This is a genomic window from Blautia sp. DFI.1.216, from assembly GCF_020594215.1.
GTDB lineage: Bacteria > Bacillota > Clostridia > Lachnospirales > Lachnospiraceae > Blautia_A > Blautia_A wexlerae.
Genome location: NZ_JAJDML010000068.1, coordinates 1 through 14,068 on the forward strand (window position 1 = coordinate 1; position 14,068 = coordinate 14,068).

The following is a 14,068-nucleotide window of genomic DNA, read 5'->3' on the forward strand; positions in this document are numbered from 1 at the left end:
ATGGAATTTACTCTTGCATTTGGTCCAAAACCGGAATTTAGTTTTTCATTTAAGTAATTTTTTCTAAGTGCAGCATAAAGCTCATTCGACGAAGAAAAACAGTTCACCTGTTCTGCATGCGGAAGATCTGATTTTATATTATGAAGAAAGAGATCTTCTGCTTTTGTAGTCGCCTGAACTGCAATCCTCTTCCCTTTCAGATCCTGAAGTGTCCGGATTTCACTCTCGGCTCTTACAACCACCATCTGACGACTGTACATATACGGTCCTGCCCACTGATATTTGTTTTCTCTTTCATTCATGGAATAGCAGCTCCACAGACAGTCTATTGTTCCATCTGACAAAAGTTTCTCTTTATCTTCCCAGACAACCTTCTCAAATTCAGGCTGATAACCCAGCCTCTGAAAGGCTTCCTCTGCAAGTTCCACATCAATACCTTTATACTCGCCATCACTCGTCTGATAGCTGTAAGGTTCAAAATAATCTATTCCGATAACAATCTCCGGCAATTCACTGTCCGATGTTTTCTCTTTCTTTATTCCACATCCTCCCGGTATAAGGCTGCCTGCCAGAAGAAGTGCTGCAATACAAATTCTTTTTCTGCGGGTATGGGAGTCATTCTTTCGATTTTTTCTCATATCCAGTTCCTTTCCATTTATTACTGTTTCATAACCTGCGTGTCAGTGACCTTGTTTTCCCAATTAAAACAGAGGGCTTATCCAATTCGGGTAAACATCAAAACGGTGCAAAAAAAGTCCCACGTAAAAAACTTTTACAGGAACTTTTTTCATAATCATCTCAGTTTTTTGACTGATCTTCCTATAAATCTATCAACAAAACTTCTGATACAGATTATACATTTCATATACTTTCATGTCTACAATTATTTACTGCTCTGAAATATAAAACACACGTTACTGTTCACAGTAACGTAGCCAAAATTCATTCCAGATTGCCTGCGGCAATGGAATTTTGAATAGGACCTGCTGATTGCGGGAATACTTTTTTATTTCCAGTCAGAAGCAAGGCATACAGGTACCGGATCCTGAATTTCCATTCTGTCAGGTTCTACCAGGCAGTCATAGGCCAAAATATGCACTCCTGCCTTTTTTGCCTCCTGCAGAGTTTCTCCAAATTCCCGATGAGTCTCCCAGTTGGGCTCAAACCTGTCAACTCCCTTCATCTGGATCACCAGAAGCAGATAAGCTTCGTATCCTTCCTGCATACAATGGATCAGCTCCTTCAGATGTTTCACACCTCTTTCTGTCGGTGCATCGGGGAAGCGTGCTATATTATCCGACTCCAGAGTGACACCTTTTACTTCTATAAAAGCCTTGCGTTTCTCTGAACAGACATAAAGATCAAATCTGGAATTTCCATAGGTCTTCTCCGGCGTTACCTGAACTTTTTCCGGAAAAAGATGTCCTGCCTTTACCCACTCCAGTGCTGCTTTATTGGGAATCTGAGAATCCATATTAATCAGGCCCCTGCCCTTTTTATTTACGCAGATTAGATCATAGGCTGTCTTTCTCGCCGGATTGCTACTCTTTTCCAGAAAAACCTGTGTACCCGGGACCAGAAGCTCCCTGCACCTGCCTGTATTCTTTACATGAACCGTTTCCACCTGCCCATTGATCTCCACATGTGCAATAAACCGATTAGGACGATCTATGAAACGGCCCTCTGTGATATGTTCGTACTTCATTTTTTCTGCTCCTCTTTACGCATTGTATACATACCATAACATGTTTTCCTCATACCTACAACATTTTCATTTTGGAAAACTATTCTCCAAACAAAGTGCCCCCGAGGATGTCAAGTCATTGCTACAAAAAATATGCGGCTCTTTTGCCACCAAAATGGCTTAAAACCGCATATTTCTGTATAGAGGACGTTATATAATTGTCACAAAGTAGGTGGGGAGGATGTAACGTCATTGCTACATCTTTTCTATCCTAATGCGTCAATATTTATTCCTACTTTCGCAAATAAAAATTGTAGCAACACATGCATTTGCGTATCTGGATTATCATAATATCTGTTTTCTTTTGGCGTTTTATTTGCCTCTTTACCCTGATTATCCTCTGATATTTTTTTACCCCTTTGAATTGCATTCTTTATATCAGATAATCCGATTTGATTGACTATTTCCGTTACCCTTTTTTCTTTTTTTATGTTTGCATCTGCTGCTAACCCAAAAACTTGTCGTAATTTATCAGCATATGCATCCTGATTTTGTACTATATCAAAATAGTCTTCTTTATGAAGAATCAGCCATAAATCAAAACAATAATTTGTATATCCTAATTCAATCTTATTTTCTATTGCCAAATCTATTGCTTCTTCATACTTATCCTTTTTTCCGTCATAATCAAAAACAGATACTTTGTTTTCCTTACCAATAGATTTCTGAATAGTTCGTTCTACCACACACTTAGGATTTCCGCCATATGGTTCCGCATAATCAAATACTAAATCATGCGTTCTTTCTTCAACGCAATTCACTAATTCTGCTACTTTATCAAAATATATTCTTTCCTGGTTTTTTCCCTCACATCCTACAATGCAGAGGAATTGTGGTCTTCGTATTTTATTGTTCTTTGGACGATTCAAGATTATTCGCCTCTCTTTCCAATATGTGTTTAAATGCAATTTCCAAATCCATATGTGGCAATGCTCCATATTTTCCATTCAAATAATTTTTTAATATTCTTTCTTCTGGACGTAATTTGTAATCTGCTAAAGAATATATCTCGCTCACCATATCATTCCTTCGCTTTTCAACCATTACAATTTGATCATGTCTAAGCAATTCACCGTCTAAATATATTGGATTATGCGTATTGAAAATTAACTGAGCATTATTTTTATTGATATCTTTATTGTTAAAAATTCTTATCAGCGATACAACAATTTCAAAATGCAATGAAGCATCCATTTCATCCAAAACAATGACCCCGCCATTATCTAAAACATCTATAAACGGTTGTAACAATCTAATCAAATGGATAGTTCCTCTCGATTCCATCAGCTCTGAATCTACAATCATGGATATTGCATATTTTTTTTGTGGTTGCTCATCTTTTCTTAATGGTACTTGATACATTGAACACATAGATAATTCATCATTATCTGTTTCTGCCATAAATCCAATTTTTTGATTTCCAAACTCAGCTATATTCATAACTTCTTTAACTGAGGCACTTTCGAAAATATTTCTACGAATATCTTTATCTGGTTTTTTATTAAATATCGTCTTTAAGTCTTTTTGTCTAAAATTCATGTCATTTGCATTCATAATAACATTAAATTTTTCAAACCATAAATTAAAATCCTCAAAATATTTTTTATCAAACAAATTGCTAATTGCACCTGCTACAACTAACTTTTGTTTATCCAATGTCTGGTTCAATTTGTGAATCAAGCGTTCAGAAAAATCCGCATCATCCTTATTAATATAACCTTTTTTTACTAATTTCTTTACATCCACATAAATTTGATTTTCATCATCTCGTGAAAAGAACAAGTCATCATTAACATAAAGAACCTCTTCTTCAATTTTATATACATCAATATCCGTAAACTTAATTCCGTATCTATAAATATTATTTTGAGTGGAAAATGTAATTTCTAAAGAAACCGGATCATACCAACTTGTATCTCTAATAAAAGATAACATACTTTTATAAGATTCCAGCTCTTTGCAATTTAAGGTTCCTTTCATAACCATTTTTTTTAATATATCCATTGCCAACACAATGTTGGATTTTCCACATGCATTTGCTCCATAAATGACAGTCATTGGTAATACTCTTAACTTATTACCATTTACACTTTTATCTATCACATAATCATTATGCGTTTTCTGTTTACTTGAAAGCATTGTAAAAAAAGTCTCATCTTTAAATGACCTAAAGTTTTCCATTTTAAAGTTTAACAACATTTTTTTTGCATCTCCTTTCCATTTCTTTATATAATTATACATCATTATTGCTTTTTATCAACAATTTTATTGTTATTATATGCTAATTTGTTGCTATTTATACTCCACCTCCACTCTCCCGTCATCATACACATATATTCCCTGCACATATTCTTCCAGCATCTCTCGTGTCAGATTCTCATAGCCTAAATACTTCAACATTTGCTCCACCGGAACATTCTTTTTCATCAGGATTTCTTTCTCGTCGTTTATCAACTCATCCAGTTCCTGTACACGTTTCTGCAGTCGTTCTCTTTCTTCTTCCAACTGCTTCTTGGCTTCCATAAACTGATTCTGGTTCATCTGTCCCTCGTGATACTTCTCATAGTTCTGGCGGTTCTGGATTTTTATTTGTTCTTGACACTTTTCACAATCTGCACTTTCCGTCTTATAGGCTTCTATACTTTCCTCATGCTGTTTTCTCATGGATTGCTGCATCTGTTCTTGGCTGATATTCTGACGTAAGTAAGCCTTTATTTCTGCCAGCACGATATGCTCCAGCATTTTGTTATCCGCTTTCCCGGCAAAACATCCTGTATCTTCTTTTCCTTTACTGTAAGCACAGCTATAAAGAATATGACTATGAATCGGACTGCTTGAAGTCAGGCTTCTGCAACAATTCCCGCATTTTACATAGCCACCTAATAGTGTTGTTTCCCTGTCAAATTTGCTTTTCTTGGTGTATCTGATCTGAAGGGACTGTGCTTTTTCAAAAACTTCTTTTGATACAATCGGCTCGTGATGATTTTCCATCACTTTCCACTGATTTCTCGGTACCGGTACTTCTTTCCCAGTTCCGGGATCTGGAATCTTTGTCTTTCCATAGACCATACAGCCTATATAAGTCTTATCATCTACAATCTTCCGTATCATATCACTCGTCCACTGCAATCCTCTTGATGAAGCTTTCTTACTGCCTGATTTCTGTCGTCTGCTCATAGACTGCAAGGGAGTCAATACACCCTCTTCATTGAATAACTTACAAATCTCCATCTTGGAATATCGCTGATTGGTCAGTTCAAATACTCTGCGGATCACTTCTGCTTCGTCCTCTACAATCACCAGTTCTCTCTTATTTTCAGGATTGATTCGATACCCATAAGGTGCAGAGCCACAGCAATATTCACCTTTTCCTCGTCGGGTGCTGACTGCTGCCTTTACCTTTACAGACTGGTCTTTCACATAAAAGTCTGCGATCAGTCCTTTAAACTGTACTTCGATGTCTGAATTCTTTCCTTTATAATCTTTAGAATCATATCGATCTGAGATAGAAATGAAGCGTACTCCAAGAAATGGAAAAATCTGCTCTAGATAAGTTCCCATTTCAATATAGTTTCTGGCAAAACGGGAAAAATCTTTTACCACAATACACTGAACTTTATTCTCTCTGGCAAGTTCCAGAACCTGCTTAATTGCCGGGCGCTCCATACTGGAACCAGAATATCCGTCATCGTAAAACTCCTGAAATGGCATAGCAGCAAGCTCCGGAATATGGGAAATATAATCTTTTACCAGTTTTCTCTGATTGATAATGCTGTTACTTTCTCCCTCTGAATCATCTTCCATGGAAAGACGGTAATATCCAATAATCAGTTTCTGATCACTCATGTTCTACCGCCCCCTTAAACCCGAAGTTGATTTCCAGTCTGCCATCACCATACAGATACATACTTTCAATCAAGCCCTCTGCAAGTTCCGCATTGATTCTGGTTGTCCCATCCAGTTCCAACAGACTTCGTAAAAATCTGGCTTCTTCTTTCTGCTGTTTTTCCAGCTTTCGTATGGTCTGCTCCAGAGACTTCTTTCTCTCTTCACAAAACTCTTTCCAGTTATTACGGTCATCTTTCATTTCTATATAGGCTTCTTTGGAAAGTTCACCCTCTTTATATTTCATAAATGCCTGTGCCAGTTTTTCTGAACGTCTTTCCATATCTGCATCCAGTTTTCTGATCTCAGTTTGAATCTCATTGATTTTGGAAAGAAATACCGCACTGCTTATAACAGACATATCCTTTTTCCGCAATCCAGATAACTGAAACTGTCTGGTCAGCTCCGAACGGACAATTTTCTGCAGCTTCTCCTCGGAAATAGATTTGTGACTACATTTTCTTTCATCCCGATACCAGGCAGCATTGCAAAAGTAATACACATTGCCTCTGTATCTACGTGTACACATTTTCCGCTTACAATCACCACAATAGAATACATTGTAAAATGCTCTTTCATCATCTTCCCACCCTGCAGTAGTTTTTGTTGCTTTCTGTTGTGCTGCTTTTAGCCTGACCTGTGCTTTTTCAAACAATTCTCTGCTAATAATTGGCTCATGGGCATTTGGCGTAATAATCCACTGGCTCTCGTCCAATATGTCACACCATTTTTCACCTCTTTGAAATCTGGATTCATATTTTCTCTGAACCAGATCGCCATAATAATTATTCCGGTTCAGCACTGCACGTATCGAAGAATTTCCCCACTGATGAAGGTTCTCTCCGTCCTGACAGTACACATGATGATATTGGTTATAATCTGAAATCCGATGTACCCTATCCTCAAACAGCCTGTCAATAATGCCCTGTATGCCATCTCCCGAAGCATATTCTTCAAAAATCCTGCGGACAATCTTTGCAGCTTCCGGTTCCACCATCAACTTATAAATTCCATTTATCTTTTCCACACAATATCCATATGGAGCTGTAGATCCCACATACTCACCGTTTTTTTGTGCAATACGTTTCGCTGCCCGTTCTTTTGCGGAAATGTCTTTCGCATAAGCATCATTCACCAGATTCTTGATATTCATGGATAATTCCTGATTCTTGGCATCCGGTGCAAATGAATCATAGTTGTCACATACAGAAATAAACCGCACTTTCATAAAAGGAAGAATCTTTTCCAGATAGTTGCCAGTTTCGATATAATTTCTTCCAAATCGTGAGAAATCCTTTACCAGAATACAGTTTATTTTACCTTCCCTGACATCATTCATCATCCGTTCAAATCCCGGTCTGTCAAAATTTGTTCCGGTTTTTCCCAGATCAGAATAAATGTTATATACAGCAATTTCATACTCTCTGTTCGGATTTTCATTGTGCTTCTGAATGAACTCTTTTATCAGCGTAACCTGTGTTTCAATAGATTCTGACTTTTTTTCATCACTGTCTACGGATAATCTGACATAAATTGCAGCCATACATACCGGAATCCCAAGAACTTTCTTCTCTGTGTTTTTCTTATATCTTTTTGCTGTCCTTGCCATTTATTCCACCTCTTTCCTGCACTCTGTCCGGTGTTCCGCATAAAACCGTCTTATGACTTTCATTTTCTCAATCATATCCTGATAACGGATATGAATTTTGATCTGTTTGTTTTCATAAATATAGATTTTATCTACGGTCAGTGCCAACAATGTGCGATCCAGTTCTTTGATTTCCAGTGATTTCTTCCAGTCCTCCAACTGAACAGTTGCAGACACTCCACCCTCAAACATTTGCTTTACCAATTTTTTCTGATTCTCGATCATCTGCTCCAGTTCTTCACATTTTCTTCCGTAACTTTCCCGAAAATCATCGAACTCTTCTTTGCTGATCAATCCCTCTTTCAAGTCATCACCTAAAGACGCTTTCAGACTGTAATAGCGGTTATATTCTTCCTGCAACTTACTAATCTGCGTATCATAACCGATTACCTGATCGTAGCTGACTTGCATCTCACAAAGTTCTTCCATAATCATCTGATAGTCTACAAAAAGTGCCGTATATGCCTGAATCTCTTTCAACACAATTCTTTTCAGCACCTCTTCCGAAATACTGTGTCTGGTGCAATCTCCACCTTTGTTCTTTGTCTGGCAGATATAAAAGGCTTTTTTCTTCCCCTTATACTGATTTACCCTGCGTATCATCGGTGTCTTGCAATCTCCGCAAAACACAAATCCCGAAAAAAAGTTTGCACTGTCTGATGTTTTCGATGCCCTACCATCATATTGAAGCAGCTTCTGAACCACATCAAAATCATTCTGCCTGATAATTGCCGGATGCGTATTTTCTACTTTCACCCACTCTGATTCTGGCTTATCCAGGCGTTGCTTTACTTTATAGCTGATTCGTTCCTGCTTGCCCTGTACCATGTTTCCAATATAGACTTCATTGGTCAGAATCCTTTTGATCTGCACTGCCGACCATTTCGGTGTATCTGAACTATGGAATCCGGAATTGTAATTTTCACCATTTGCCTTTTTATATTCTTTTGGCGACTGCACATGACGTACATTCAGTTTTTCTGCGATTGCTCCAAGACTGAATCCATCAATTTTCCATGAAAATATTTTTCTTACAATATCCGCTGCATAAGAATCAATCACCAGACAATTCTTATTCTCCGGATCTTTGCAGTAACCATACGGGGCAAATGCTCCAATAAATTCACCTTTTTCACGTTTGATTTTCTGGTGGCTTCGCACTTTACCGGAAATGTCCCGGCAATAGCTTTCATTTACAAAATTTTTGATCGGAACTACAAATGACTTCTCTGAAAAATCTGCTGTTTTACTGTCGAACTGGTCTGTAACTGAAATAAAACGCACATTTAAAGCCGGGTAGGTCTTTTCGATCCATCGCCCGGCTTCTATATACTCTCTTCCGAATCTGGATAAGTCTTTTACAATCACACAGTTTACTTTTCCAGCTTCTATATCAGTTGTCATTCGTTTAAACTCAGGTCGGTCAAAATTTCCTCCTGAGTATCCGTCATCCACATATATATCAAAGATCTGAATATCCGGCTGGCTTTTTACAAAGCTCCGAAGTAACTCTCTCTGATTTGCAATGCTGTTGCTCTCTGACTTCGCACCGCCCTCTTCCATATCATCTTTCGATAACCGAAGATACAATGCAGCATCGTACATATCTGGCATATTCATTTGCATTTGTTCCATTTTACATCGCTCCCAACTTACTTATTCCATTGAATTTGAAGTCAGAAACCATGTATCACGTTCATTTTCCCTGACTTCACATTAACATAACATCTGTAGCTTCGCAAGATATTTTTTCAAGACTTGCATCTAATACATCAACTCCGTTCTTTTTCTTAGATAATCACTGATCGCATCTGTAGCATCCATTTCTCCTGTCATTTCCACGACTACCACATACCCTTCATTCATGTGAGCATACGGCTGATCGCCAGATTTATCCAGAAAAGTTTCCACTTTCTCAGAAATAGCTTTATCTATATTAGGAATTAAGTCTTCAATATCCTTTAACTGCTCCAGATTCACACTGGAATCTATTACTGACTGATTTACCATGATGCTCACCTCTTTTCCAACATATTCTTTGTATCAGTTGTCCTATACCTGCAATTTTCTCAAATGCATCACCTTATCTGGATATTCTTTAGCAACTACTTCACTGCCAATCTGAATATATGTTAAGCGCTTAATTTTTAGATATGATAGAAAAAATCCCCGACTGCTTTTCAGCAGCCGGAGCACCTTGACAATTCACATATGATTGATTTGATTCGTTTGCACGACGTCCGATTTCAGCTTTGACGATTTCGTTCCATGGAGCCAGAAGTTCTAATTCATCATCGCTCATCCTATCATTATCGTGCTGATTTGCACAAAGAAATAACCTTATTATGCCGGTTGACAGGTTGGATTACGCTGATTTTTTGAAAACTTTATATGGTATATTTTAATGAATTGTAGGATTACTTTATTGACATTTCTGACACTATCATATACACTGTACATATCGTATAAGTACGCATATATCAGAAGGTGGTGAGAGGAAGTTAGAATGGAAATTATCATAAGTAATAGTAGTGATAAGCCTATTTATGAACAAATTGCTATGCAGATTAAGAGTTTAATCATGAATGGTACCCTATCTGCCGGAGAAGCCCTGCCTTCCATGCGTGCACTGGCAAAAGACCTGCATATAAGTGTTATTACTGTTCAACGAGCTTACGAAGATTTAACTCGAGATGGGTTTATCGAAACCGTATCGGGAAAAGGTAGTTTTGTTGCATCACCAAATAAAGAATTTATTCAAGAAGAACAACTACGAATAGCAGAAGAACTTTTAGAAAAGGTTGCTATAATCGGTCGTACTCATGGTATCAGCTATGAGCAAATGGCTAATATTCTAAAACTATTTTTTGAAGAATGAGAGGTGGAATTATGGAACAGAACAGTATTGTTGTAAAAAATGTGACTAAAAAATTTGATGATTTTATGTTAGATCATATTTCATTTACAGTTCCTACAGGACGTATTGTGGGTTTCATAGGAGAAAATGGTGCTGGAAAAAGTACAACTATCAATTTAATTTTAGACCAGTTAAAGTTGGATGCGGGTGAAATAAGAATATTGGGTAAACAAAATCATTCTTATTTGCATAAAGAAAACATTGGTGTTGTTTTTGACGAATGTAAATTCCATTCCGTCTTAAATGCAAAAGATATTGCCCAAATCCTTTCGGGATCTTATAAAACATGGGATATGAATTTGTTTGAAGAATATATGAAACGCCTTGATGTTCCATTAAATAAATCAATAGGGCAACTTTCAAAAGGTATGAAGATGAAATTGTCAATTATTTGTGCACTATCGCATAGACCCCAGATTCTGATTTTAGACGAAGCAACAACAGGGTTAGATCCTGTTGTACGAGATGAAATTTTGGATATTTTTTTAGAATTTATTCAAGATGAAGAACACTCTATTTTGTTCTCTACACATATAACCTCTGACATACAAAAGGTTGCTGACTATGTAATTCTGATTCATAATGGAAAAATTATTTTTGAGGAAAAGAAAGATGACCTTATTTATAATTATGGAATTATACGCTGTAAAAAATCAGAATTTAATACTGTTTCGCCAGATGACTATGTATGTTGTCGAGAAACAAATCTTAGCGTGGAATGCTTAATACATGACAAAGTAGCTGCAAAAAAAAGATACAAAAATCTAATTATTGATAATGCTTCTATTGAGGACATTATGCTGTTCTATATCAAAGGAGGTGTCAAATGAAAGGATTGGTTTTTAAGGATTTATTGCTTATGAAGAAAATGAATAAAAAAGTCATTTTTGTAATGTATTTTTTTGTAATAGCAATTTCATTCTTCGGAGAGAATGAAGTTTACTCAATTATGTCATCGGCTTTTTTTTCACTTTTTATCGGTATGCACTTAATGATGACCATGACCTATGATGGATTGACTTCATGGAAACAATATGAATTAACCTTGCCGATGAGTAAGTACCAAATCATTTTCAGTAAGTATTTGACTAGCTTGCTTCTTGTTCCGATTAGTATAATGGGTACAGTTATCATTTATATCATTCGTTATGTGGTTTATCATAATTTTACACTTAGCCAGTTTGGTTTTTCTATCGCCATTGCAATAGCATTACCTGTTTTATGGTGTTCTATATGTTTAGCAATAGCACAGTGGTTTGGCTATATGAGTGTTCAGTATGTGAGAATGATTTGCACACTTCTCGTTATCTTTTTCGTAAGTAAAATATCAAAAGATATGAAATACGTTACTCAAAATTTGGTTAAAAATCCTATGTTGATTACTATTTTTGCTTTGGGTATAGTAGTCGCATCGTATTTTGTTAGTGTTATAGGATACTCAAGAAAAAAATAAAAAGTAGAAGTGCAAATAAAAGTAAGTGTCGAGCGAGTACGTTGCCCTGTCTGCGGAAATAAAACACGTGACAAAATCCGAGAAGATACTGTACTAAAAAATTTTCCACTCTTTTGTTCGAAGTGCAAAAGAGAATGTCTAATCAACATTGAACAATTCCATATAACTGTTATTAAAGCGCCAGACGCAGAGCCGATAATACACAGTTCTTTGAACTGTAGTTATCGGTTTTTGTATTTTCCCAATCATAGTGATTATCAGCTATTGATTTACACTTAAAACTGATCCAGATTTAATGCTTAAAACTGACCCATGGTATAATTTGGCCTTATGGCCTTGATAACTGATAATTATTTGTATAAGTCAGTTTTATATTCCTGTGACCTCTCTTTCGTTTTAATATGTTGTCTGTAACAGAATCGGCTGTTCATGTTACGTCATTGCTACAAGTCTTTCTTTCCATATCATTTTGAATCCAACCCGGGCAGATTTTCTTCAAAATCATGGTGAAAGTGCTTCGTTTCTGTGTTGGGAAAATGAACGGAAACACTTGATTTTACTGACTTTCTTCAATGTAACCTTATTATAACGTCCTCCCCCCATCCCACCTCTTCATTGGGATACTCCTCGTACCCAGGCAATGGTCTGGCGCCTTTTCGGAGATAGGCTTTTACTTTTTCCCCATAGAGGTAGGGATCGTTTCCATTTACAATCCCCCATTGCATTAACAATGCTGCGGATCCGCTGACAAAGGGTGTTGCAAAGGAAGTCCCTGTTACTATTCTGTAACCACCACCGGGTACGGGGGCAACTATGTTCACTCCGGGTGCCACCAGATCAGGTTTCAGATATGGCAGCATTCTGCTGCCCCTTCCAGAAAAATCCGCATAGGAGTCAACCAGCGAATCATATGCTCCAACTGCAATAACCCGCCGGGCTGTGGCAGGTATGGTCAAAGTCCCATATGCCCTTGGTTCATAAAACCCAGTCCCTCTGTTCAGAGTATTTCCACCCGGCAGCCACAGGTAATATTCCCCTCCTTTGACCTTTTTTCCACTTAGGATAATTTTCCAGTCTCCACTGTCCACATAAGTTTTCCCAGGAAGAAAATCTATGTAGATTTCCTGTGTCAGATGATAGGGTCCAGGTTTGCCATAATAGATTAAAAGATCTGTATTTCCCAGTCTGTACCTCTGAGGACCAAGCTTTTCGTCTAAGGGGCCGATCCGGTTTCCGGATGGATTTTCAATATAAATACTCATCTCATCCTCATAGGATTTCCATAACTGCACATTTAATGTTGGTTCCCTGCTGCTCACAGATAATTCTATCTGTCTGGTCTGTCCCTGTTTCAGGGTTCCTCCCTCATGCAGAGGCTGATTGCCGTTGTTCCCTGTACCTGTACAGATAGCCAGACGTCCTATGGAAGAAACCATATCTATATATGTTTCAAGAAGGGAATCTCCCTTGTGGGATCCATAATTATTTCCAAAACTGAGATTAATTGCCATTGGCTGTCCCATAGCCAGTGCCTGCCGCACCAGATAATCAATCCCCTGTATCAGCTCCGTAGTCCTGGGAAAGGAGTTCTCTCTGGGAATTCCCATTTTCACAACCAACAGATCACTTTCACAGGCAACTCCCTGATTCACCCCATCTGATGCCCTCCCATTTCCTGCTGCAATTCCCAGCACGGAAGTTCCATGTCCACTGTAATCTGAAGATGGAACAAGACGCCTGCCCTGGTTTTCTCCAAGTGCAAGCGCCTCATCGATCTGCTCTTTCGTATATTCAGTTCCTGTCACATATCCCTGAGGTGGATTTCCCTGTATGCTCTGATCCCATAAACGTAAAATTCTGCTGCTCCCGTCTGCATTTCGGAAATCAGGGTGAAAATAATCCACTCCTGAATCCACAACTCCTGTCAGGATTCCTTTTCCCGTCAGTCCATTCCTGCCGGTCTGCACTGTGCGGATGCAGCTCGCTCCCTTCGCCTGAAACAATTCAAAATACAAGCGTTTGGGTTTCTCCATAAATTCCACCTGCACTCTGTGGGAATACTCATCAATCTCACTTTCCGGCAAAGTTACCACTGCATAACCGCCTAACAATGGCACTACCTGAATTCCATTTCCAGCCAGACCACTTTCCGGTCCGCTGTACTTTATGATCACATCCCATAGCCTGGTTGCAGGATCATATCCTACATTAAGATTTCCTGACTTTCTACGCTCCTGTGGTGTTGCATCCATTGCAAGATTTAAAAGGTTATCTATTTTCTGGTCTGGCATTTTAATCTCATTTCCAGATATTCACTTAGTCTATTATATACAAAAGTTCTGCATACGGACTCTTATTATAACAATTTTAGGATAATAAGCGGGAATCCTCGGCAATTCAATTACCGAGCCTGCAAATAAA

General features: G+C 37.9%; 14 protein-coding genes. 4 read left to right on the forward strand and 10 right to left on the reverse strand.

The genetic code is table 11. From position 1 onward, the window contains the following. The 9 genes from LJE11_RS17085 to LJE11_RS17125 all read right to left on the reverse strand — a co-directional run. On the reverse strand, nt 1-638 hold a 638-nt coding region (locus LJE11_RS17085), incomplete at its 3' end, for a substrate-binding periplasmic protein (protein ID WP_227296300.1). Nucleotides 639-1,006: 368 nt separating this feature from the next. Continuing rightward, nucleotides 1,007-1,705, reverse strand: a complete 699-nt coding sequence (gene sfsA, locus LJE11_RS17090) for a DNA/RNA nuclease SfsA (RefSeq protein ID WP_055199801.1) — start codon at nt 1,703-1,705, stop codon at nt 1,007-1,009. Nucleotides 1,706-1,950: 245 nt separating this feature from the next. Continuing rightward, on the reverse strand, nt 1,951-2,613 hold the full coding sequence (locus tag LJE11_RS17095; protein WP_008706409.1) for an RloB family protein: 663 nt from the start codon (nt 2,611-2,613) through the stop codon (nt 1,951-1,953). Beyond that, entirely contained in the window at nt 2,591-3,943 is a 1,353-nt protein-coding gene (locus tag LJE11_RS17100; protein WP_020993632.1) for an AAA family ATPase, read from the reverse strand. The genes LJE11_RS17095 and LJE11_RS17100 overlap by 23 nt, the downstream gene beginning before the upstream one ends. Before the next feature lie 93 nt (nt 3,944-4,036). Then, nucleotides 4,037-5,590 carry a recombinase family protein gene (locus LJE11_RS17105; protein ID WP_055199802.1) on the reverse strand — a complete coding sequence of 518 codons (1,554 nt, stop codon included), beginning with the start codon at nt 5,588-5,590 and terminating at the stop codon, nt 4,037-4,039. After that, entirely contained in the window at nt 5,583-7,238 is a 1,656-nt protein-coding gene (locus LJE11_RS17110) for a recombinase family protein (RefSeq protein ID WP_055199803.1), read from the reverse strand. Before LJE11_RS17110 ends, LJE11_RS17105 begins: the two co-directional genes overlap by 8 nt. Continuing rightward, complete coding sequence (locus LJE11_RS17115; protein ID WP_055199804.1) at nt 7,239-8,912, reverse strand: recombinase family protein; 1,674 nt, start codon at nt 8,910-8,912, stop codon at nt 7,239-7,241. It abuts the gene before it with no gap. Between the two features lie 129 nt (nt 8,913-9,041). Next, nucleotides 9,042-9,287 (reverse strand): hypothetical protein, encoded by a 246-nt coding sequence (locus tag LJE11_RS17120; protein WP_008706404.1) that lies wholly within the window; start codon nt 9,285-9,287, stop codon nt 9,042-9,044. A 130-nt stretch (nt 9,288-9,417) separates the two neighbouring features. Continuing rightward, a complete protein-coding gene (locus LJE11_RS17125) occupies nt 9,418-9,579 on the reverse strand; it encodes a hypothetical protein (protein WP_008706403.1) in 162 nt (53 codons plus the stop codon). A 204-nt stretch (nt 9,580-9,783) separates the two neighbouring features. Here LJE11_RS17125 and LJE11_RS17130 point away from each other — a divergent pair, with 204 nt between their 5' ends. From LJE11_RS17130 to LJE11_RS20130, 4 genes are read left to right on the forward strand one after another with little or no spacing between them, the layout of a single operon-like run. After that, entirely contained in the window at nt 9,784-10,155 is a 372-nt protein-coding gene (locus tag LJE11_RS17130) for a GntR family transcriptional regulator (RefSeq protein WP_008706402.1), read from the forward strand. Nucleotides 10,156-10,166: 11 nt separating this feature from the next. After that, on the forward strand, nt 10,167-11,024 hold the full coding sequence (locus LJE11_RS17135) for an ABC transporter ATP-binding protein (protein WP_022381160.1): 858 nt from the start codon (nt 10,167-10,169) through the stop codon (nt 11,022-11,024). Continuing rightward, nucleotides 11,021-11,647 (forward strand): ABC-2 transporter permease, encoded by a 627-nt coding sequence (locus LJE11_RS17140; protein WP_008706399.1) that lies wholly within the window; start codon nt 11,021-11,023, stop codon nt 11,645-11,647. The genes LJE11_RS17135 and LJE11_RS17140 overlap by 4 nt, the downstream gene beginning before the upstream one ends. A gap of 15 nt (nt 11,648-11,662) precedes the next feature. Beyond that, entirely contained in the window at nt 11,663-11,926 is a 264-nt protein-coding gene (locus tag LJE11_RS20130) for a cysteine-rich KTR domain-containing protein (RefSeq protein ID WP_081703345.1), read from the forward strand. A gap of 290 nt (nt 11,927-12,216) precedes the next feature. Here the strand turns inward: LJE11_RS20130 and LJE11_RS17150 are convergent, their stop codons facing one another. Then, nucleotides 12,217-13,938 carry a S8 family peptidase gene (locus tag LJE11_RS17150; RefSeq protein ID WP_227296302.1) on the reverse strand — a complete coding sequence of 574 codons (1,722 nt, stop codon included), beginning with the start codon at nt 13,936-13,938 and terminating at the stop codon, nt 12,217-12,219. Nucleotides 13,939-14,068: the final 130 nt, after the last annotated feature.

Bases quoted from the DNA above. Each gene is read 5' to 3' on its own strand.
- sfsA (WP_055199801.1), bottom strand. From the start codon at position 1,705: ATGAAGTACGAACATATCACAGAGGGCCGTTTCATAGATCGTCCTAAT.
- LJE11_RS17100 (WP_020993632.1), bottom strand. From the start codon at position 3,943: ATGTTGTTAAACTTTAAAATGGAAAACTTTAGGTCATTTAAAGATGAG.
- LJE11_RS17105 (WP_055199802.1), bottom strand. From the start codon at position 5,590: ATGAGTGATCAGAAACTGATTATTGGATATTACCGTCTTTCCATGGAA.
- LJE11_RS17110 (WP_055199803.1), bottom strand. From the start codon at position 7,238: ATGGCAAGGACAGCAAAAAGATATAAGAAAAACACAGAGAAGAAAGTT.
- LJE11_RS17115 (WP_055199804.1), bottom strand. From the start codon at position 8,912: ATGGAACAAATGCAAATGAATATGCCAGATATGTACGATGCTGCATTG.
- LJE11_RS17120 (WP_008706404.1), bottom strand. From the start codon at position 9,287: ATGGTAAATCAGTCAGTAATAGATTCCAGTGTGAATCTGGAGCAGTTA.
- LJE11_RS17125 (WP_008706403.1), bottom strand. From the start codon at position 9,579: ATGAGCGATGATGAATTAGAACTTCTGGCTCCATGGAACGAAATCGTC.
- LJE11_RS17130 (WP_008706402.1), top strand. From the start codon at position 9,784: ATGGAAATTATCATAAGTAATAGTAGTGATAAGCCTATTTATGAACAA.
- LJE11_RS17135 (WP_022381160.1), top strand. From the start codon at position 10,167: ATGGAACAGAACAGTATTGTTGTAAAAAATGTGACTAAAAAATTTGAT.
- LJE11_RS17140 (WP_008706399.1), top strand. From the start codon at position 11,021: ATGAAAGGATTGGTTTTTAAGGATTTATTGCTTATGAAGAAAATGAAT.
- LJE11_RS17150 (WP_227296302.1), bottom strand. From the start codon at position 13,938: ATGCCAGACCAGAAAATAGATAACCTTTTAAATCTTGCAATGGATGCA.